Genomic DNA, 21,362 nt, shown 5'->3' with positions numbered 1-21,362 from the left:
GCTTCCTCCTTGCAGTCATGTGAAACGTGCGGGACGGTCATCGCCGACCAACCAATCGACCACGGCCCTGAGTGGCGTTCGTTCGAGACCGGCCAGAGCGGGGAGCGTCGAACCGGAGCACCACGGACGCTGTCGATGCACGATGGTGGGCTGTCGACGACGATCGGTCGATGGCGGGACTACCGGGGCCAGACACTGGGTCAGAGGACCCAACAGCGGTTCGCTCGGCTCAGGAAACATCACTCTCGTGCACAATACGAGTCGACAGCCGACCGGAATCGGGCAGCGGGACTCTCAGAGATACGGCGCATGACTGGTGCACTGGGATTGCGTGACAGCGTTCGTGAGCAGGCGAGCAGGCTGTTTCGCTCTGCCCAAGATGTGGGACTACTCATCGGGCGGTCGATCGAGGCAGTCGCGTCAGCAAGTGTCTATGCCACCTGTCGGTGTAATCGGTTGGTGCGGACGAAACAACAGATTGTGGCCGTGTCGCGTGTCTCAGCGTCGGCTGTGAAGAACGCGTACTCGGTGATGAACACCGAGTTGGGGTTGCCAACGCCGCCACCACATCCAGTCGAGTACGTCGCCTCCATTGCCTCGGCGTTCGACCTCCCGCAACCGGTCGTCAGCAAGAGCGAGAGACTCGCTCGGAGCGCATGGGACGAAGGGTTGGCGAACGGTCGGCATCCGGGAGGCATCGCCGCCTCGTGTCTCTATCTCGTCTCCCAGAACTGTGGTCCACTCGTTCGGCAACACGACCTCGCTGCGGAAGCCGGCATCACCGATACAACACTTCGGGCGAACCGCGATTCGATACGGCAGTTGTGGAACGAGATGGTGAAAGACTGATCTCCGTAGTGGACGCGGCCTGTGTTTATCGACCCCTGACGGGTGCGGGGCGCTCAAAGATGCGTTCTGCGTTCTCATGTCCAGTACGACACACCCAGTCAGCGAGCGCGAGTCCAGTGACCGACCGGATACGATGCACGACACCATCGAGTCGTGGATTCGTGACCTCTCTGAACTCACTGACGAGGCCAGAGCGAGCGAGGAGTTCCAGGCGTGGTTGGACGTCCACAGTCGGTTCCACGAGTACTCCTTCCGGAACACGCTGCTCATCAAACAGCAGTGCCCGGATGCAACGAAGGTGGCCGGGTACAGAGCGTGGCAGACCGAGTTCGACAGGCACGTCCAAGCGGGCGAATCGGCCATCTGGATCTGGGCACCCATCATCACCGAGCGCTGTCCGACTTGCCATGAGAGTCGCAGGTGGCACGAGGAAAGCGGCTGTCGAGAAACGACGCCCACCGAGGAGTGGGAGCGTGGTGTAGTCGGATTCAAACCCGTGCCCGTGTTCGATGCATCTCAGACCGAGGGTGAGCCACTCCCCGCACTGGAAACGATGGCATACGGCGATGGAAAGCCCCTGTTGGCGCGGTTGCTGGAGTGTGCCCGTGCGTTGGGCGTCGAGGTTCGACTGATCGACGAGCAGGAGTGGCCGCTCGGAAACGCCCGTGGTGCCTGCCAGTACCGGGGCAAGCGAGCGCCGCTCGTCTTCTTGAAACGCTCGGACAAAGCCGCTGACATGGCGAGTACGCTCATCCACGAATATGCCCACGCGCTGTTGCACATGGACCGATCCGTGTCCCGGCCAGAACGAGCGAAGCGTGAGGTGGAAGCCGAGAGCGTCGCCTACGTCGTTGGCCGCCATTTCGGACTTGAGGTCGACAATTCAGCGCTGTACATCGCTCGCTGGGCAGATGATGAGAGTGAGGTACTCACCGAGCGATTGGAGCGGATTTCAAAGACGGCACAGCAGGTTATCGCGAGCGTCGAGAAGCGATTTAACAGCATCACGTAGGTCAGTTTATCGGCCTTTCACGGGTGCGGGGAGACTCGCACACCAATGTCGAACAACAGCAACACCGCAGTCACGTCTCCCACTCGATTCCGATGACAGATTTGCCATCCCATTCGATCGCAGAGACGGCAGCTGGCAGCTGCTGCAATCGAGCATCGAGTACTGACATCGGGTGCTCATCGACAAAGTGTGCGGCCGTGTGTGCTATCGCCTGTGTCTCTTGATTCACCTGGAGATGGACGGGTCCCAGAGGTTCGTGGTCGTCATCTTGATGCCATCCCACCATCAGCTGTCGCTCTGGCTCAATCCAGTTGATCCAGTAGTACTCGTACTCAGCTGGCGCGTTCGTATCGAACCCAATCTCGAGACGAGCTGTGGTTGTCGGATACGAAGCATCCTCTAGAAAGCCACGCGGGTCAGTGTGAGCGATGACTCGGTACGGTCCAGGGTCACGTCGATTAGCCACCTGCAGCGAGACCTCCTCAAATACCTCATCCGACTGCAACCGGTTCTTGATCCGGTTGTGTAGGCTTCGATCGTTGATCCGCGAACGGCCCGCGAGAAAGATGACCATCGATCAGGCAGGCACGTAGTCGTCGTTCACATCGGTGAACCGTTGAGTGTCGTAGCTGATGCCGAGTGCGTGCTTCACCACCCTGTACTCGAGTTCCAGCGCCTCCCAGGTTGCGGCGACATTGCGAATCTCGCGCAGTTCGTCGGCCGACAGTCCATCATCGGCCAGGTGTTCCCGATACTCCTGTGCGGTACCAACATCGAACTCAGCTTCCAACTCTTCGAGTCGCTCTTTGTGCTCAGTTAACTGGGCTTCTAACTCGTTGGTGGTATACTCCTGCATGTGATCTCTAATCTGTGCAAAGAAGGTCTCACGTGGGTCAGGAGCATACGTGAGTGAGCCTTCGGAACCGAACTCGCGAGCAGCGTTGGCTTCAACCAAATTCTCCAGTTCGCTTTTCGCGGTTTCCCATCCCACATCAGCACGGTCTGCAATCTCGCTCACGCTCCGTGGTTCCTCAAGTACTTCGACGACCAGCTTCACCCGCTCTCGACCTCGGGTGCTGTCCTTCCATGCATCCGTATCGGGGAGACCCATACACAATCTCACGGCGCCTGCTCTCAAATAATTTTGGAGGCCGATCTTATCTGAGTGGTATGTGCTGACCAGAGTACGCCGCCTGGCTGTCTCTCCTCCGGCGCGAGAAGGTTCGGAGCTCTACTGGTCTCACTCGTGACAGTTCATGACATGTGTGGGTAACGGTATTTGCCACAGAAATCCGACTGCTCGCAGAGAGCATGGGATTGTACGACCACGTCCGCCTTGAGGATGGTCTCGACATCGACCTTCCAGAGTTCGATGGTGACCCGACCACCGTCAACTGGCAGACGAAGACGTTCAGACCACCACGCATGGACGTCTACAAGATTACTGAGGTGGCTCGTGTCAATCGCTTTGGTACGCGGTCAGCGACCCACGACTGACCTCGTGGGCGTCCGCCTCACATCAGTGTGAGAGGACGGCAGGTGGAATCGCCCCTCCATTTTTCGGCCCCTCACGGGTGCGGGGAGACTCGCACACCAATGTCGAACAACAGCACTACACTCGGAAACTGGTCAGCAGAGCCACCACGATCACGCCGTGCCCGAACTGAATCAATGGCCATCTCACTCCGACGGACTGGTGGTCTGTACGAGGTTCGCGTCGCCTCAGGTCGCATCTACGATGTCGATATGAGCATCCCTGCGTGCACCTGCCCCGATTGGCAGGAGCGTCAGCCAGTTGGTGGCTGTAAACACCTTCGGCGTGTGGATATGGAAATCACAGCGAGAACGGTTCCTGGGCCGGACGGACAGGTGGTGAGGCAAAGCGCTTCGACACAAGACAACGAAGCGCTGGAGAGCTCCACAACAGGCCTCATCACCGGACCACACACCGAGTTCGACCCACAGGGTGCGCCAACTGGACATGTGTACTACCGGTGTTCGGAATGTGGCCAGGAAGCACTGCGACGAGTCGATGTTCACGATATCGCCGAGTCAAAGCCGTGTTCGAACCTGTCTTCGACACTCTCAGAGTAGCGGATTCAACTGATTAGTCGGGACACGCTCGGTGGGACATCGTCTGACTGATTGACGCATTCTCGAAGAACGCACCATTCGAACGACGAGGGAGGGTTACGGCGAAGAGCCTCCCTCACTCGCATCCACCGAAACAGTCCGAAATCGCTTCGCCGATACACCATTCCGAGGTCAACCATCGGCGGACCGTAGCCATCATTGCTAGGGGAAACGTCGATTATTCTGATATCTGTACAGTCAATGAGTGGAATCCCCCCAGACTCCGTTACGTTGACCTTGATGAGCGCTTCATCGAGCCACTGCGTTGTGGGGCCGAGTGCCTGAATCGTGCAGTCATCGCAACGGGCGGCATCGGCTATCCAGCTGTGAGAGGAAAATGGTAGTCTCCGTTTCGCTTCACTGCTAAAACGCATTACATCGTACTGGACGGGGGTGTTGATGTCAAGTGGCTGTGCACAGATGTCGCAGGCAGTCGTCGATGCGAGTTCCTCGCCATGAATAGCTTGTGTAATCGCTTCGGTCAGTTCCTGTTGAGTCCCATCCATACCCGCGGTGACGGTTACACTGGCAAGTAGATTTTCGCGGCCTATTGAATCGTTTTTCGGGCTAACAGCACTCTCGTTGCATTAGCTGATTATAGGCGCTAAGCCCCACCCTCAACGAGCGAGGCAAAACCGAGCGAGTAGGGCGGGGTAGTTCACTGTGGATACCACGCCAACGATTCGTTGTACTGATTGAGGTACCTACTGTCGAGATGCCCGTCTTCAATTGGGAGACGCTCACCTGCCTGGTCAAGAATCGTCTGCTGGAGTACCGGGCTCTCTGTCCTGAACGCCGGAGCGACGTGTAGTCGGTAATCGCCATCAAGCGTGAACAGCTCTCGGTCAAACGCCGCATGATGGGTCTTGCTCAACGCTACGACGTTGGTGAGGTCCGTACGATAATCGGGATAGTCGCTCCACGAGAGGACGTGTGCAATGTCCAAGAGTCCCTCGTGGTCAACTCCCGAGACTGGACACTCACTATCGTAGCGTGAAAGGACTGTCTGTCTAAACTCAGGGTCAACGTACCGAGCCTGTGTGGTCATCTCGTACGTGCGAGCAGTAATCGAGTTGGCGTCGTTCTGTGGAGTCGGCGAGGCAGACCACTCGTTGAGAATCGTCTCTGTGAACAGTCGACCATCGTCAGTGAGTCGATAGGAATCGCCATCTCGTTCGACGTAGCCCAGGCTCCGAAGCCAGTTCGCCCGCTGCTTTGGCATGTCCAACTGGCCACGAGTCCAGCCGAGGACCGGGTGTGAATCGAGTTGCTGCTCATCGATCTCGTCGATGGTCATCGGGCCAGCAGTGAGCGCGTAGAGAAGACTTCGGAGGCCGACGTTCCGTTCCAGCATGATTCGAGCGAGCGTCTCACAGTCGTCGTCGGTGACATACTCTTCGCCAGCATCCCCGAGTCGCCAGTGGTCGTTATCCTCTGTGAGTAGCCCGACATTCTGGAGGTAGCGAACTCGGCGAAGGATCGAGTCTGCCTTCGAGACACGCTCGAACGTTCCCCGGTGCCAGCCGACCAGATCGTCGGTCGAGGGGTGAACGTCTTCGACGTACTCGAGAATCGCATCAACAGTCTCGACGTACTGCGTCGCTCCCCCAAACATCGGAACGATGCTTCGAATTCGGTCGTCGGCCATCGTTCGTGGTAGCGAGAATGGGTAATTAGATCTTGTCGTCGAGTCGTACTATTTGGGTTGCAGAAAGAATTTCAATACGAGACGGAGTGACAGACCCCCCGTGCAACATGAGCTACTGGTGAGCTGGGTCGGTACCAATACCGGAGACACACACCCCATCTGCAATTTGAGCTCGTAGTACGGACGCTCGTTTTGAGGTCCTCTCTCCCGTATTTTGCAGAATAGCTGCGGGGCGCTTCACTTAGGGACCCCATCTGCAAGATGAGCAATCGGTGTACTGCGGTGCCGTCAGCATCTCCTTGATCACACGGCATTAGCAGACCTGAATCAGGTACCCTCACCCCGTGTGCAAATTGAGCCCCGAACAAGAGGATTGCTTCCACGATTGGTCGGTGAGTTGTGAGACAGCCACCAGGAGAGACACCCTGCAAAGTGAGAGGAGGACCAGTACTGGACAACTCGAACCCCGTTTGCAAGATGAGCAGATGTTGGAGTCTGTCTCGAGAGTGCACACACTTCCTGCCATTCCTTCCACGAGTTACAGAGACAGTCAGCGTCATCGTCTACTCACAAATGTAGACGACACAACTCATATTGCAGTCGCATCCGAAGTTTATTACAATATGAGAACCATACCATAATCATGGCGGAGGATTCAGAACAACAAGACTCGGCCCAACTCTCCATCTCCGAGCAGCTCTCCAGTGACTATCACACCGTGTTCAGAGACAAGGACCTCATTGAGCCCGATACAATCGTCGACGAGGATCGAATCGTTGGTCGGGACGAGCAGCTCACGAAGGTCATCAACGTCATAAAACCAGCACTCCACGGTGACCAGCCGGAAGACATGCTGCTCCGGGGACCATCGGGAACCGGGAAGACACTCATCGCGGGCACAGTCGCGACGAAGGCAATCAAAATCGCTCAAGAGCGCGACATCCGGATGGACTTCGTCGAAATCAACGGGAAGCACAAGAAGTCCGAGCACGAGGCGATTCACCAGATAGTCCACGAGTACGAGTTATCGCTCGGATTGAATCTGACGTCAAAAGCTGGCGTTTCGACCAGTTCACGCTACGACCGGCTATTCGAAATCGTCAACGAACACCTCGATATCGGCGTTATCGTGCTCGACGAATTGGACCTGCTCGTCGGTGACAGCCGGAACAACGATGAGGCACCAGCGTTCTCAGATATCCTGTACAAGCTCTCACGAGCCAAGCGAATCGGAAAGATGGACAGCACGATTACCCTCATCGTGACGACCAACAGCCCGAACACACTGATGAGTGGCCTGAACTCCCGAACGGCCAGCACGTTCAATCCAACAGAGGTCGGGTTTGCAGACTACAACGCCCCCGAGCTACAAGAGATTCTCAATCATCGGCAGGATGCATTCCACGAAGGGACGCTCGAAGAGGAGGTGATTCCCTACACCGCAGCCATTGCTGCACAAGGAGAAGGAGACGCACGGTTCGCAATCGACCTCCTTCGTGAAGCAGGGAACATCGCCAATCGCCGTGAAGACCAGTCAGTCTCGACAGCCCACGCCGAGGCAGCGAAGAATCAAGTCGAGAAGAACTACATTATCGACGTCATCGAGAACGTTTCGTTCCAAAAGCAGGTCTCGCTCTTTGCGACCGCGATTGTGAACTCGTATGGTCAAGAGCAACTGGGACGCTCAGAATGGCTCAATGAGCGGTCGGCACCAGCTCCGGTCGCACACAGCCTATACAAGTGGTTCACCGAGTACAACGGCATCGAGCAGCGCTCGAAACACAGCTTCCTCCGATGGATGCGAGAGCTAAGCACATACGAGGTCATTGAGATAAACCGAAAAGGCAGAGGGAACGAACGTGGCGTGTTCGCAGAATACGTCTTCCACAACCTCTCAGCAGACGTCATGGTTGAGACGCTCGCAGACAAAGACGAGCGGTTCCAGGCCACCTTAGATGACGATGACAACCTGGTTCGAGAGACGGTCCGAACACATCTGAGCAGATTCTAGTCTGCGGACGAGCGAGCGAATCCTTCGGAATATTGCCCATCCCCCGGCAAAGCTAAGTATATCTAAAGTATATACAAAGGTATGGCAAATCGCTTCGAGATTGAGGGCGAAGAAGTGCTTGATGGGGAGGTCAAACCATTTGGCAACAGCGCTCACGTCACCGTCCCGAAACGCTGGCGTGGAGCCGACGTGAAAGTCGTCCGTACCTCAGAGCCCACCCCAGAAGAAGAATGAACAACACAGCCGACGACTCTGCGAGGGCGGCTTCGATTATTCAGACCCTCTGCTTTGCAGAAGGACGCGATGTAGTGTTCCGCTTTGGGGAGCCAATCAGTGTACCCACTGGCAAGTACGATGGACGATCCTACCAAAGCGACACACTCCCAAAGGCGACCCTGAACGCGACGATACAACACGCCAGAGTAGAGGACCCGGAAGGGGCCCTCATGTGCTTCGCGGAAGTCGGACTGGACGAACTCGACCGCGTAGGAATCAACCTCTCAGTTGTGTACACCGAACCAGTTGGCGAATCCCCCGACTACAGTATGGTTGAGGTGTGGGCTTCGCGGGAGTGGGTAGACGAAGCGCCCGAACTGTCGAATGAGGAGATGGAACAAGCGATCGAAGAAGGTCGCCAAGAGGAGGTGCTCCCGCCGTGGGATGGTCTGCCAACGGTCGTCGTCAATGTTGAGCGGACCCAGGAATGCCATGAGCGATCGTATAACTCGAACTTTCACATCCAATACAGCTCTCCGACTCACGAGATAGGGGAGTTGATCGACGTTCGGATCAAGTAGAGACGAGTGATTTCGTGAGGAGAGTTCGTCGTACGCCACCACCGGTTCGTCAGCGGTAACTGGCAAACTCGATAGCTAGCTCATGTTGCGCACGGGGTGGGGCAGGTGAGAGTTTCGACGTGAAGGAGATAATGCTGGAGGAGAGTGGCATCAAGACTACTCACAACAGACAATCTAACTGGCCAACGGCAGCCGAGAGGCGTGATCTAGCAAGAACGTCGATATGTTGGGTGGTCTCCCCGTCCCACTCTCAACTGCCAGCTCTTCTTGCAAACGGGGTGGGTCTCCCCTTAGATGGAGCAACCTCGACGAAACTCAAGTTGGTGAAGACACGTGAGAGACACCAGCCGCAGTCGAATAGCCTACAGACGTTTCATCGCGTGAACGGAGTATAGGCCAGCTCTCGCAATCGGAGAAATTGGTCACCAACTCATGTCGGGGGCGTGCTGGTGATTTGCCACGACACTTCGGAGATGTCGGCGAACACCATCGCGCAGTAGGCGATGAGCGCACCAGCACCGACGAGAAACGAGAGGAACATCAGTCCGGTCAACACCCGCTCGGCGAGGAGCAATCGGCGTGGTGGTTCAGTCGATTCGTAATGCTGTGCCTGTTCCGACAGCGCCCATGAGAGCACGCCGAAGAGCACCGCAACCACGCTCCCGAGGAACGTCACCCCAAGCAACTCGATGGGAGCCATGCTCGTACTACGCTCTGCACGCGTTCGAAGGCGTCGGGGAAGAGGAGGTGCCACGGGCAGAACGCTACGGTTGCCGTCAGTCGGTGAGTGAGTGTGGTCTGTGGCCAGCGCCGACGGCTTCCTCCCACGACTGAAGTCGTGGGCTTCCACCTTGGCAATCTGTAATCTCAGGTGGCGGCGTCGATCGCCGCTTCGAGGTCGTCGATGATTGCGCCAGGGTCTTCGATACCGACCGAGAGCCGCACGAGGTCGTTGGTCACACCAGAGGCTTCCTTCTCTTCATCAGTGAGTTGCTGGTGAGTCGTACTGGCCGGGTGGATGATGAGCGTCTTGGCGTCGCCAACGTTGGCGAGCATGCTCGCGAGTTCTGTCGACTCGACCGTCTGCCGGGCGGCGTCGTACCCGCCCTCCAGTCCGAAAGTGATCATCCCACCATAGCCACCGTCCAGATACGTACTTGCGTTGTCGTGGGTCGGGTGGGACTCGAGGCCAGGGTAGTTCACCCACGAGACGGCATCATGCGCCTGGAGGAATTCGGCGACCACCATCGCGTTCTCGCAGTGGCGCTCCATCCGAAGTGGGAGGGTCTCGAGCCCCTGGATGGTCTGCCAGGCGTCGAATGGCGATTGTTGGTTACCCAAATCACGCAGCCCACGAGCAATCGCCGCGTACGTGAACGCCGCCTCACCAAACGTTTCGGCGAAGTTGACGCCGTGATACGCGGGATTGCTCTGGGCGATTTCTGGGTACTTCTCAGCGTGGTCAGCCCACGGGAACGACCCGCCGTCGACGACGACTCCACCCACAGTCGTCCCAGACCCGTGGAGCCACTTCGTCGTCGAGTTCCAGACCAGGTCAGCGCCATGCTCGAGCGGTCGACAGAGAGCTGGCGTGGCGAACGTGTTATCGACGAAGAGCGGGACCCCGTGCTCGTGGGCGATATCGGCGATTCTCTCGATATCAGGCGTGTCCAGTGCGGGATTCCCGATCGTCTCTAAGTGGACGTACGCGGTGTCGTCGTCGATTGCTTCCTCGTACCCGTCGTAATCGAGCGTCTCGACGAATCGGGTCGAGATGCCACGCCGCTCGACGGAGTGGGTGAAGTACGTGTAGGTACCGCCGTACAGTGAGGCGGCGGTGACGATGTTGTCCCCGGCCTCGGCGAGCAGGAAGGTAGTGAGGTCGAGCGCGGCCATCCCAGAGGCCGTGGCAACGGCGCCAACACCACCCTCGAGGGCGGCGAGGCGTTCCTGAAGTGTCTCGAGCGTCGGGTTCATCAATCGGGAGTAGATGTAACCCGGCTCTTCGAGGGCGAACTGCGCGGCCGCATCTTCAGCGTCGTCGAAGACGTAGGACGTAGTCTGGTACAGCGGCGGCGCCCGAGCTCCGGTCGCTGGGTCGGGTTCTTGCCCTGCGTGTAGCGAGTCAGTCGCGATTCTTCGGTCGTTGGTATCGTCGCTCATACCCGGACCACAGAGACCCGGATAATAGGTATCCGGGTTCGGATAGACTTTACCGGAGACAGGCCAGAACCGGAGAGTGAACATTAGTGTTCACCGAGTAGAGAGGGACTCGAACATTCATAGCAGCAAGCGCGCCGTGGCTCAGTATTACTGAGCACCGTATGGCGAGTTGTCAGAGTCTGTCATTTTCGTCACGGATGAAGACCACACGACAGACCGCATCGTCGGGTATCACGGTAGTTCGGGAGAATAGCGTTTCGAGTCAGGATTGCTAGATTGGCAGGACTACGAGTCGCGACTGGCAACAGTCATATGGACGTTGATTGATCCCCGATTACCAAGAATTGGAGCCAGATCCTGTATTTTAATCGTTTTTAGCCGGTACGGCTCTTTGGCCAGTTCCGAGCGGGGAGTCTCAAACCATACGCATACAAATGTAGAGGATTTGATCTCGCGATAGATTCGGTTCGAACTGAAACCCTCATCAAGACAGTTATGAGGCCGTCTACTGGCATTGTTGCTGAGTTCTTCAGGCTCCCAAAGTGGATTTTCGGTGGTGAAACCGGCCACCTGAAATCTACCGCTGAGCGATCTCCTACCGTCCAGTGAATGGTTAATCTGAAGTGGAATATCCTCCTTGGGAGTGATTGTTCGTATATCGAATTGGTGGTCTTTCCCATTAGAGAGGCCGTAGAGGCCAAACCCGGCAGCATACTCTCTGTAGCGTTGGCCGTCTAGCGGATGACCATCAGTTAGGAACGTGATTTGTGTCCGATATTCCTCATTCGAACACCCATCTTGCTCAACATTGAATATTAGATACTCATTGTTACACAGACGGATAATGAATTGCCCGTGGATACTCTGTGTCTTGCTAGGTGACGAACTTGGGTTATAAGATGGAAACGGGCGGAGCAATCCGAGGAAGTCTTTCATACCGGTTCCAGTGAATAAACTACCACCATTTTGGATAGAGAACCAGTCATCTGACCATCCACCAGAACTGATTACAAGCTCGTGGAGTCCTCTTTCAATCGCTGTGAACGATTTCTGATGTTCATCCGTATTGAACACGACAGGCTGTGACGGAATCTCGAGATTACGAAAAAAGGTGAGAAGTTCGGGAGGGTTCGCATGCTCGTGAGACGTCCTTAACGTGGAGAAGTGTCCAACCGGGATTCCCTTAGAGAATGACCTTGTGAACTCAAATCCGTTGATGAGACAGGGCGATGCACGCAACGCTTGACCCTTCAGCTTATTCTGTCTTTGACGTGGCATACCTTCTGTAGCAATCCGGATACAACGTGAGACGCCGTGAGACAAGCCCCAACGAACCTCTGTTTTGAAGTCCTGTTTCACATTCTCCCAAATTCCGGTACTGTTGATTGACTCCATATGGAGCAGGTCGCCTACCCCGCTATAAATGTTCTTATATCTTATATATTCTAGGGACTGCCGACAGTTTTCCCACCTTAGATGGCCTAAAACCAGCATTTCAGCCTCCATCTTATATGGCTAGAATATTATGAATCAGGCATCCAGACATCAGTCGGCGATTCTGATACATTGGTGAACCGCCTAGGAGTCATGCTTTATCCCACTCGGCGTGCTCCGTCTGTGAACCTGCCCCAAGGTCAAGCCTCGGGGCTTCCTGCTTCAACGACGCGCTTTGCATCCACCCGTGAAGGAGTAGAGACATAGAACACTGGGTGGCCGACTCTGTTCTCCGCCTACTCAGAAGTAAGCTACCACCGATATGAGATCGATATCAAAGGGTTTCAGAGAGTCCCGAGCGGGTGTTCGAGTTGCCACGTATCTGAGACAGCTTCCTCGCCATCGTCTGTCCCACGGGTCGTCACCAGACCGACGTGGAACAGCTGCGCTTTGTACTGAAAGTACGATCCCGATTTGTACACGTCTGGGTCGTCCATCTGGGACTGGTCAATCTCGCCGTCCGGGGTGAGTACGTCATCGCGTCGCCCCTGTGTGAAGAACACCTCTACGCCGAGCGGCTGATTCAGATCACAGGCCCGTTTGACCAACTGTGGGAAGGTAGGAGCCGCCATCCCATCTCGGTGAAGAGACTCAAGTGCATCAACGATGAGCTTCGTTGGCTCGTACCCCATCGTCACACTGCGAGCGAGTTGTGCCCACCGTGGAGCATATCTGGTGAACCGCATCCGCTTCCCAGCCCAGTCGTCGAACTGCGTCAGCGCGGCATCGACACTACCGCACTGCGCCTGCCCAAATCGAACGACCTCAGCACCAGCATGTGTGAGGTATTCTCCGTCTTCTCTCGCATCGATGAGTCCCAAGATGATTGCACCACGCCGTCCTCCACCCGGGTCGTCGACGATGTTCTCGGCGTAGACGGTCTCGGTTTCTCCGTCAGCAGCGAGCGCGAGTGCATAGCCGAGGTAGTTCTTGGGATGATTCAGCGGGAAGCTCCCCTCCGTCAATCCGTGCGTACTGGCCTGAAATCGAATCGCTTCAACACCAGTAGAAAACTCTCCCGCCCCAGAGATGCGAGCGGGTTCAACGAACGTGACAGAATCGTCCGACTCGACGCCAATCACACCGATGTTCAGGTCCCGAGCAAGAGAGCGGGCAGTCGGAGTGATGCTCTGCATCGGAGCAGCCACGTAGGCGAGGTTCACCTCCGGAAGATGTGAGTGAGCTTGTTCGATACCACGGCCGATGTCTGCCTTTGCTGGGTGCAAGTTGCTCCCCTTGGCCTCGATGGCAACTACAGGTGTCTTGGCTGCTTCTGCATTGAGGACGTCTGTTGATGGCATCCCAACACCGAGGAGGTCTGGTTCACCCGAAGACAGCCTGATTGTGTTGAATGGTGCGAGTCTATCACGAACCGATTCGGGAATCGGCCAACTGCCCCACTGGGTTTGCGTGAACTGCGTCTCCGTGACAGCATAGTGACTCGGCTGATTCGAGATGTCGGGGTAGAGGGCATCCTTAGCAGCGGCGAGAACGGTGGGTTCGGCGAGAGCAGCCATCTTTCCGGTTTCTATCTACTCAGGAAACTTATCACTCAGGTCTTGTGCCATTGTTATCAGCCGGAGCCCCAGATCAAGTCTGTCAGAACTATTTGTGCGCTATACCCAGTAAGATTGGAGGGCACTCAATAAGCCTCTACGGGCACGTAGGATCACTCTGGTTCGAACTTAGTTACCATCGACACACAGTATGGGCTGGACCCGCATTCACCAGATCACCCGAAGAACTGTCACGACAGCCACGAATATCTCTGAAGATCAATGCGAGTCGTCTCCTGGAATGTGAATAAGTCCGCGAACAGTGCAGGAAGAATCGATGACCAGCTCGAGGTACTCGAAGCGATCGACCCAGATATCATCTTGCTACAGGAGGTGCGATACGGAGCTGACCAACAATGGGTTGACGTCTGGAAGCAGGGGTTGGAAGATCTCGGAATCGGGGAAATCAAACATAGCTGTGACTGGGCAGCAGCGCTTGCTGACTCGTCAGTTCCACCCCACGACAACATCGGTCACGACAATGGCCATCTCACAGCCGTGAGGAGTGAGTGGAATCTCATCAGAGAAGACGAGTCAATTACCGACCAACTCGCGAAGGGTGACTTCACCCACGCCCCAACCAGCTTCCCCGAGAAAATCCTTCCCACTCGACTCACCACGGTTGACCAAGAAATCGAGTTGTGGAACGTCCGTGCAGTCCCAGGCAGCATGTGGGGTGAGGAGAAGATCAAGATCTTCGAGACAGTGTACAACCGTCTCAGCGATTCAGGCCCTTGTACACGGATTCTGGCGGGGGATTTCAATACCCCGGACGACGAGCTTCGTGATGGGCAAGCCATCCCGTTTGGATACAAGAAACAGCCAGAGATACGACAGCGCTGGGTGAATGCGGAGCTCTCGCTTCTCAAAGGGCTGGGCCATCTCAACATGGAAGACGTGTTTCGAGCCATCAACGGGTACGGGGAGATCGACCAACGAGATACCAGCTGGAAGAGTAAACGATTCGACCACGTCTTCGCGTCACAGTCACTGGATGCCCGGCGCTGCTTCTACGATTCTGCGGGATTGGACTGCAGCGACCACGCACCGATCGTTGCTGACTTTACAGTGTGACAGTGAGCACTCTGCTCTCAGTCCAATTCTGCTTCCTCAGCACAGGGTAGTGACCTGTGTGGACACCACTTGCAGTGCTCACCAGGGGTGTACTCCTCGAATGAGCTCGTGTTGGCAGCACGAAGCTGCTCGACTACACGAGCCTTGGACGTCTCGACGTCCTCATCTGTAAACGAGCGAGTCTCGACTGCTGGGCCAACCTCGCCAACGTAGGCGTAGCCAGCCTCCCTGATTGGCTCATCGAACAGTTCCTCGCAAGCCAGTACGTACAGCGGCAACTGGAGATCTTCATCCAGAGAGCGCTTCTTCGTGGTGGCTTTGTAATCGAGGATTACCAGCTTGTTAGTCGGCGTTCGACACACCGCGTCGATTACACCGGTCACAGCAAACCCATCGAGTTCGAGGGTGAATTCACGCTCTGCGGTGATAACCTCCCACTGGCTCGCTTCGCATTCGAAATAGCGATCGATGCAGTCAACCGCGTCATCGAGTGCGTGATTCAGCCCGCGTGTGGCCGCGAGTTGCGATGCGATTTCGATCCACTCTGCAGGAGAAGCTGCACCGCGTATAGCAGCTCGCTCAGCAGTCTCGTGAAAGAGGACACCAATCTCACGAACTGAAGCACCACCGCTACTGGATTCTACCGCAGTGGTACGCTCGCCAGCATTGACGCCCGTTGGATCCTCGAATGCCCAGAGCACGTGGTCGAGGTAGTGCTTTCGCCCACACGTCGAGAGCGTGTCCATCGATGTGTAGCTGTGTCGTCGACGAAGCGTTGGTGTATCGAGTGGGTCAAGCGCTTCGACGGGGATACCAACAGTCGTCGGATCAACGGCGTCGAGATCGCCGTCAAGCAGTGAGCGCGCCAGTGAGAGCACGCGCTTGCGGGCAGGGCCTCGTGCCAACGTGTCTCCGTCGTGCATTCCAGTCACGACACCATCAGTGTCCATCGGTGTTGCGAGCGTCTCCGTTCCATCATCGAAGTTGTCTGGAAGACAGCTCTGAATCATCTCCCAGATCGGGAACTCGACACCACCCACTTCCCACGGGATCGATTCCGGTAGTCCCGCTTCGATAACCGAGTCTGGAAGGTTCTCGTCATCATCCTCGGAACCCTCCCCACTTGCGCCAACGAGTATCGACAGTTCTTCGGCGCGAGTGAGTGCGACGTGGAATACGCGACGCGTCTCGTGCTCGTCTCGACGGGCGAAGTCGGTGTCGAGAACCGACCCGCCAGAGAGGGCGTGTTCGAGCGTGTCGTACGTTCGCTCGTTGGGCGACCACTCACCAGCGGTCAACTGTGGAAGAACGACGACCGGGAAGTCGAGCCCCTTGCTCTTGTGGATGGTCATGATGTCCACCGCCGAGTCTTCGGTCTCGGGTTGGTCTTCAGACGAAGCCGCGGCGCTCTCTGTGATCTCCCCGTGGAGTCGAAGGAAGTCGACGAACTCTCTGGAGAGTTCAGGCTCGATCGCCCCATCGTCGAACGACGCGATGAGTTCGTCTAACTGAGCGAGGTCTCGACGCTCTTGCTCGGAGAGGAACCACTCCATCGAGGTGACGTCCTTCAACTCGCGATATAGCCGCGTCAACGAGTACGTATCACGGAGGTCGAGGAGCTGCATGAAGTCATCGCGAGCGGCTTCGACGCGCTCAGGCTCACGAAATCGCTCAGCCGGTGTCGACTGTAGCTCTTCGAGCAGTGGCTCCTCGGTCGCGTTCAGTCGAGCAATGTCAGCATCGTGAAGCCGATATCGCATCGTCAGCACGCGATTGAGGCTAATCTCGTCGCCAGGGTCGGCCAGCGCTTTCAGGTACGCCAACACCGTCTGGACCCCAATCGATTCGTCTGCGAGGTCGCCAGCGAGTTCGTACGGGACGCCAGCTCGCTCCAGCGAGCGGATGATCGGCTGGGCATGCTTGTTCTTCCGGACGAGGATCGCCACATCACCCGCGTCGTACTCTTTTTCGGCTAACTCTGACTCACCGGCCAGCAGTCGTGTGATCGCGTTCGTGATCTGCTGTGCTTCGTCCTCGGGCTCTTCTGCTCCATCGATCGTCACGACCCCCTTTGTCGCATCACGTTTCTCGCCGATTGCCTCCAGCTCCTTCGTCGACCCTCGTGAGTCGAGGTGTTCGAGTGCGTCATTAGCGAGGTCGAGGATTGGCTGGCGAGAGCGGAAGTTCTCCTCCAGCGTCTCGTCGGTGAGATCCGCGAAGGCCGCAGAGAGCCGTGAGCCGATGTTCTCGATGTTCGCTCCACGCCACTCGTAGATCGCCTGGTCGTCATCACCAACGACGAACAACCGGTCGTCAGTCACCAGCTGCTGGACGAGTTCGAACTGAACGGTGTCGGTGTCCTGGTACTCATCACAGAAGACGTAGTCCCACTGGCTGGTAACCCACTCTCGGACATCCTCGTCATCGAGGAGCGCGTTCGCTCGAATGACGAGATCGTTGAAGTCCAACAGTGTCTCCTCGTCCAACCGTCGTTCGTACGCTGCATACCCTGCTGTGAGATCAGACGCCACCTGGCAGTTACCGATGAACGACTGGAGCTTCCCAGTCAGCGTGAACCCTACCTTGGGGATCCCTTTCGGTGGGCTGGAGTACGCCCCGAACAGATATGCAGGAAGCTTGAACGCTGGCTTGAGGTCGCCATCGACGATTTCGTCCGCCCGGTCAGTGAGCAGCGTCGCGAGCTGGTCACACGTCGCCTCGAGTTCTGAACAGAACGACCGCACGTCTACAGCCAGTCCATCGGTTTCGAGTGACTGACGCTCTGTCGCGATCGCTTCCTTGAGCGCGCCGAGTCCCTCGCACATCTCATCAAGCCGGTCGTGTGTGGGCTTATGCCAGCTGACTTTGACGTGCTCGTCTGCCGCTGCTTCGATCCGCTCGATTAGTTCATCGAGCTCCAGCAGATCCGCTGGCTCACCCAGATACGTCTCCAGTTTCTCCGGCGTGATCCCGGAGCGCTTCATCGCCGGAATGAATCCCAACAGTCGCTGGGCTGCCCCCTTCCCGTAGCCATCAGGGTCGAACACCTCCGGCTTGGTGAACCGGTAGGGCATCTCGTCGAGGACGTCGTAGACGATCGCGAACTGGTCAGCTTCGGTCGCAATATCGTAGCGAGGATCGAGATCGGCGTGGTAGGCGAACTCCTGGAGTAGCTCGTGACAGATGGCGTGATACGTGTACGCCTCGATATCGTGGCCTCGCGATCCGAGTTTCTCGACCAATTTCTCGCGCATCGAGTCAGCAGCGTTGTTGGTGAACGTCAGCGCCAGAATCCGGTCGGGAGGGGTGCCATCTTCGATGAGGCGCTCGATCTTCCGGACCATCGTGAACGTCTTTCCAGTCCCGGCACCGGCGAGCACCCGCATGGGGTAGTCATCAGAGTCAATGATCGTTTGCTGGTCTGGTCGGGGAGTCATCTCCTCCGATTCCTCCTCAGACCCGACTGCCTCAGTGGAGACCTTTTGTTCACTCATCGACGCTCACCCCCCCGGCGAGGTAGTCCGGACACATCGCCCGAAACGTGCAGTCTTCACAGGCGTGTTCTTTCTGGAGTGCGACAGAGTCCGGCTCGTAGTCACCAGCCTCAATCGCGTCGTAGTACTCACCGATGAGCTCCCAGATCTCGTCGTAGTATGCCTCGTAGATCCACCCAACATCACGACCTTTGCCACGGACAGAGACCTGAATGCCATCGACACTGCCCTTGGTCTCAGTGTCATAGAGTAAGCCGTAGTATGTGAATTCGACATCCATCCCTGCCTCGTACTCGGGGAGATCTTTGACGCCCTCAATGTACGTCGCCGCCTGAAACATGCTCTTGACGCGTCGAGGGTTGTGATCTTCACCAGCCAGGTGAGTCACCACAGCGTCCTTCGAATAGCCAGAGATGATCCCTTTGAGGTTGCTCTTGTAGTCGATGATTCGGATGCCCTCTTCGGTTTTCACGACGTTGTCCACGCGACCGTGCAGCGCAACGCCCTCGCGTTCGCACTCGAGCCACGCTTCGGTCGCGATCGAGTTCCGAGCGTGTTCGAGTCCATCGCCATCGAAGTAGTCCTCGATGGCTGCGAGACACTGCTGTCGGTCGTATCGGTAGTGCGCTTCCGAGGCGTATTCGTCTCTATCGGAGTGCTCGTCCCACCGGGCGTCGATGGCATCACTCGCAATCTCTCGAATCTCCTCGTCAGTGAGAGCCGACTCCTCACGCACCGTTTCACAGGTATCCTCGATCGCACCGTGGAGCGCTAAGCCCCGGTCCATATATCGTCGCGTCTCGTCCGGAGACCCTACCTCCCAAACCTTATCGTACTGGTAGCGTCGAGGGCAGTCAGCGTAGACACCCAATCGCGACGGCGAGACGGCAAACACATCGTCACCAGTCTTACTCACGACGGACCACCCCCTCAGCGAAGTCAGTGCGAGACTCGATTGCCTGTCGTAAGTCATCAGGTGGGTCGTTCGCCAACAGCGATTGAATCACGCCGAACTCACGCTCGACCTCATCAATGTTGATTGGCTCATCGGTCACACCCGCGAGTCGGATCTCTTCGAGTGCGGCCTCGATCCGCGTCAGGGCAAACGAAACCGTCTCGCCATGGGTGTGGATCTCATCGCTCTCTCGTCGGTCCAGTTCGCCAAACTCGTCTTCGATAGCAGTGAGGAATCGCGAGGGCTGGAGTCGACTTCCAGTCCCGCCTTCGGTCTCGCTGTAGGTACCGAAGTAGAGACGATCAGAGGCAGTCCGTGCACCAACCGCGAGCATTCGCCTGCTTAGTTCGGCGTAGTACGCCTTGAGCGGGCGTCGGCCATCCGAATCGGCAGTTTCGAACGTCTCGTGAACATCCTCGGGGCTTGGTGCCGTGAAGGCAGGATAGCCAGGGAGTTCCTCAAGATGTGGCGTCGGGAAGAGCGAGTTGAACTCAGGGTCTGCAGGGAACTCTTCGTCGACGACGTCAAGGAGGAACACAGCTTCGCGAGAGAGGTTCTTCGCGATTCGAACGGCGTCGACGAGCACACCGTCCTCTGGAACGTCGAGTTCAGTCGCGATCTTATCGGAGGTTGCATGTTGAAACTCCCGTTCGAGTGCTTCCGCGAACACATCCCATGAAGCATCGACGAGCGGTGACTCGTCGACGAACCGTGCTAACTGGAGGACGTCGCTCACGTGGCGGAACTGGGTCTTCGCATCGACTGACGAGTCCAGTTCGGCAATCCGCTGTTTGAGCCCAGATTCGAGCAGCCACATCTGGAGGGCGGCTTCGAGGCCATCCGTCCTACCAGCATGTTGGATTCGCTCGAGGAGTTCGTCACTGATCGTCGGACTTCGAGATACGAGAACGCTTCGTGCACGAGTCGGACTCCATTCACGCTCTACATCGTCACTACACCAGCAGACCACCGCGTAGAGTTCCCGCGCAGTGGGGTCGTGGACCAGCCCGCCTACAGTTGCAGAGGCTGTCGGAATCCCTGCTGTTCTGAGGATCCGCAGTGCATCTTCGATGGGCGCGTTCGAGTCTCGAAGGATGACTGCACACTCACTGTACGGGACGCCCTCAACTCTGTGGAGCCGTTCGATTTCTTCGGCGACGGTCCGCACCTGCGCAGTGAACGTCTCCTCGTCGATGACGGTTAGCGAGCCGCCCTCGTTCGAGTCCGGGCGGTGATCGCTTGCGAGAAACGATGCACAAGCGGTGGGAAGCGAGGTGTCCCCATCACGTTCGAGCGGCTGCTGGGTGTCGTGTTCGTCTGGACCCGTGAGTTCAGTCGCATAGTCCTCGATAGTGCCCGGCTCGTTCCACGTTCGCTGGATCGCGCTGTCACGCTCTGCCATGCAGACGAGATCGACACCCTCAGTCAGTCGAGCGAGATACGTCCGGTCGATGGGAGTGAACTCCTCGAACTCCAAGACCAGTACGGCGTCGAATGCCTGCTGGATTCGTTTTCGACAGTCATCATCAGTGAGCGCAGCTGTGGCCTTCGAGAGGACTGCTGATGGATCGAGGAGATCATTCTCACCGAGCCACTCGTGAAACCCATCGTTGAACGCCGCGAGTTCAGCCAGTGCTGGTTCGTCGGTCTCGATATCACCGCCCTGCCAGGTCGCCTCAGCGACAAAGCGACCCACATCAGATTCGAATGACTCCTGTTGAGCGGCTTGCTGAAGATATGGCGTCTCCCACTCGTAGTCTGCCAGATACAGGCTCAGTAGCAGTCCCTGCTCGCTGGATGTAAGCAGTCGCGGTGGAGACGGGAGTTCTGCAATCGTATCACGAGCATGCGCCGAGAGTCCTCGGATTCGTGGCTTCTCGATCGCACCAGTAGCGTCACCAAGTTCCTCGGCGATCTCGTCAAGCCCTGTCGGGAACCGCTTCAATACGAGGACGTTCGATCGTCCATGCTCTTCCACCAACCCCCTATACGCCGGGATTGCGTGAGTGGCAAGCCCATCGCCGAGGAACGGTACAAGATGAAGATCCCCCCGAAGCGACGGCCGACCGTCGAGGCCGTAGGTCATGCTGTCAAGATGTGTGATCAGATAATATGTAGATACGGGATGGTGGAGTTATCACTGGCTAGTGACTATTTACGTCAGGGTCTGGTCTAC

The 21,362-nt window shown here is 57.0% G+C and carries 18 protein-coding genes; 8 read left to right on the top strand and 10 right to left on the bottom strand.

What is annotated here, in order from left to right:
• Positions 1-9: 9 nt before the first annotated feature.
• Both M1L36_RS21360 and M1L36_RS09320 read left to right on the top strand, forming a co-directional pair.
• Positions 10-849 (top strand): transcription initiation factor IIB, encoded by an 840-nt coding sequence (locus M1L36_RS21360; RefSeq protein ID WP_369694222.1) that lies wholly within the window; start codon positions 10-12, stop codon positions 847-849.
• A gap of 76 nt (positions 850-925) precedes the next feature.
• On the top strand, positions 926-1,861 hold the full coding sequence (locus M1L36_RS09320; protein ID WP_250873438.1) for an ImmA/IrrE family metallo-endopeptidase: 936 nt from the start codon (positions 926-928) through the stop codon (positions 1,859-1,861).
• Between the two features lie 70 nt (positions 1,862-1,931).
• Here the strand turns inward: M1L36_RS09320 and M1L36_RS09315 are convergent, their stop codons facing one another.
• Both M1L36_RS09315 and M1L36_RS09310 read right to left on the bottom strand, forming a co-directional pair.
• Complete coding sequence (locus tag M1L36_RS09315; protein ID WP_250873437.1) at positions 1,932-2,435, bottom strand: hypothetical protein; 504 nt, start codon at positions 2,433-2,435, stop codon at positions 1,932-1,934.
• A gap of 3 nt (positions 2,436-2,438) precedes the next feature.
• Positions 2,439-2,972, bottom strand: a complete 534-nt coding sequence (locus tag M1L36_RS09310) for a DUF7342 family protein (protein WP_250873436.1) — start codon at positions 2,970-2,972, stop codon at positions 2,439-2,441.
• 200 nt (positions 2,973-3,172) lie between these two features.
• Between M1L36_RS09310 and M1L36_RS09305 the strand changes: the two genes are divergently transcribed.
• Positions 3,173-3,358, top strand: a complete 186-nt coding sequence (locus M1L36_RS09305) for a hypothetical protein (protein WP_250873435.1) — start codon at positions 3,173-3,175, stop codon at positions 3,356-3,358.
• Positions 3,359-3,457: 99 nt separating this feature from the next.
• Positions 3,458-3,955 (top strand): DUF8118 domain-containing protein, encoded by a 498-nt coding sequence (locus tag M1L36_RS21785; protein WP_465262087.1) that lies wholly within the window; start codon positions 3,458-3,460, stop codon positions 3,953-3,955.
• Positions 3,956-4,652: 697 nt separating this feature from the next.
• Here the strand turns inward: M1L36_RS21785 and M1L36_RS09300 are convergent.
• Entirely contained in the window at positions 4,653-5,642 is a 990-nt protein-coding gene (locus M1L36_RS09300; RefSeq protein WP_250873434.1) for an HNH endonuclease, read from the bottom strand.
• A gap of 643 nt (positions 5,643-6,285) precedes the next feature.
• Between M1L36_RS09300 and M1L36_RS09295 the strand changes: the two genes are divergently transcribed.
• The 3 genes from M1L36_RS09295 (at position 6,286) to M1L36_RS09285 (ending at position 8,450) form a co-directional block, all read left to right on the top strand.
• Positions 6,286-7,653, top strand: a complete 1,368-nt coding sequence (locus M1L36_RS09295; protein WP_250873433.1) for a Cdc6/Cdc18 family protein — start codon at positions 6,286-6,288, stop codon at positions 7,651-7,653.
• A gap of 81 nt (positions 7,654-7,734) precedes the next feature.
• Positions 7,735-7,887 carry a DUF2080 family transposase-associated protein gene (locus M1L36_RS09290; protein ID WP_250873432.1) on the top strand — a complete coding sequence of 51 codons (153 nt, stop codon included), beginning with the start codon at positions 7,735-7,737 and terminating at the stop codon, positions 7,885-7,887.
• The gene (locus M1L36_RS09285; protein ID WP_250873431.1) at positions 7,884-8,450 is read left to right on the top strand and encodes a hypothetical protein; all 567 of its coding nucleotides are present in this window, start codon (positions 7,884-7,886) and stop codon (positions 8,448-8,450) included. The genes M1L36_RS09290 and M1L36_RS09285 overlap by 4 nt, the downstream gene beginning before the upstream one ends.
• A 430-nt stretch (positions 8,451-8,880) precedes the next feature.
• On the opposite strand, the gene M1L36_RS09280 is transcribed toward M1L36_RS09285, so the two are convergent.
• The 4 genes from M1L36_RS09280 to M1L36_RS09265 form a co-directional block, all read right to left on the bottom strand.
• Positions 8,881-9,150, bottom strand: a complete 270-nt coding sequence (locus M1L36_RS09280) for a hypothetical protein (protein WP_250873430.1) — start codon at positions 9,148-9,150, stop codon at positions 8,881-8,883.
• A gap of 167 nt (positions 9,151-9,317) precedes the next feature.
• The gene (locus tag M1L36_RS09275; RefSeq protein WP_250873429.1) at positions 9,318-10,613 is read right to left on the bottom strand and encodes an O-acetylhomoserine aminocarboxypropyltransferase/cysteine synthase family protein; all 1,296 of its coding nucleotides are present in this window, start codon (positions 10,611-10,613) and stop codon (positions 9,318-9,320) included.
• 285 nt (positions 10,614-10,898) lie between these two features.
• Complete coding sequence (locus tag M1L36_RS09270) at positions 10,899-12,008, bottom strand: hypothetical protein (protein WP_250873428.1); 1,110 nt, start codon at positions 12,006-12,008, stop codon at positions 10,899-10,901.
• A gap of 383 nt (positions 12,009-12,391) precedes the next feature.
• Positions 12,392-13,624, bottom strand: a complete 1,233-nt coding sequence (locus tag M1L36_RS09265; protein ID WP_250873427.1) for a hypothetical protein — start codon at positions 13,622-13,624, stop codon at positions 12,392-12,394.
• A gap of 261 nt (positions 13,625-13,885) precedes the next feature.
• On the opposite strand from M1L36_RS09265, the gene M1L36_RS09260 reads away from it, so the two are divergent.
• On the top strand, positions 13,886-14,737 hold the full coding sequence (locus M1L36_RS09260; RefSeq protein WP_250873426.1) for an endonuclease/exonuclease/phosphatase family protein: 852 nt from the start codon (positions 13,886-13,888) through the stop codon (positions 14,735-14,737).
• Between the two features lie 17 nt (positions 14,738-14,754).
• Here M1L36_RS09260 and M1L36_RS09255 read toward each other — a convergent pair whose 3' ends face one another.
• From M1L36_RS09255 to M1L36_RS09245, 3 genes are read right to left on the bottom strand one after another with little or no spacing between them, the layout of a single operon-like run.
• Positions 14,755-18,231: an ATP-dependent helicase gene (locus tag M1L36_RS09255; protein WP_250873425.1), complete on the bottom strand. Its 3,477-nt coding sequence runs from the start codon at positions 18,229-18,231 to the stop codon at positions 14,755-14,757.
• Entirely contained in the window at positions 18,224-19,147 is a 924-nt protein-coding gene (locus tag M1L36_RS09250) for a RecB family exonuclease (RefSeq protein WP_250873424.1), read from the bottom strand. Before M1L36_RS09250 ends, M1L36_RS09255 begins: the two co-directional genes overlap by 8 nt.
• Entirely contained in the window at positions 19,140-21,272 is a 2,133-nt protein-coding gene (locus tag M1L36_RS09245; protein WP_250873423.1) for a PD-(D/E)XK nuclease family protein, read from the bottom strand. The genes M1L36_RS09250 and M1L36_RS09245 overlap by 8 nt, the downstream gene beginning before the upstream one ends.
• Between the last annotated feature and the right edge of the window lie 90 nt (positions 21,273-21,362).

It is taken from the genome of Halomarina rubra (assembly GCF_023699475.1).
Lineage (GTDB): Archaea > Halobacteriota > Halobacteria > Halobacteriales > Haloarculaceae > Halomarina > Halomarina rubra.
This window is presented reverse-complemented; position numbering and strand designations above follow the sequence as displayed.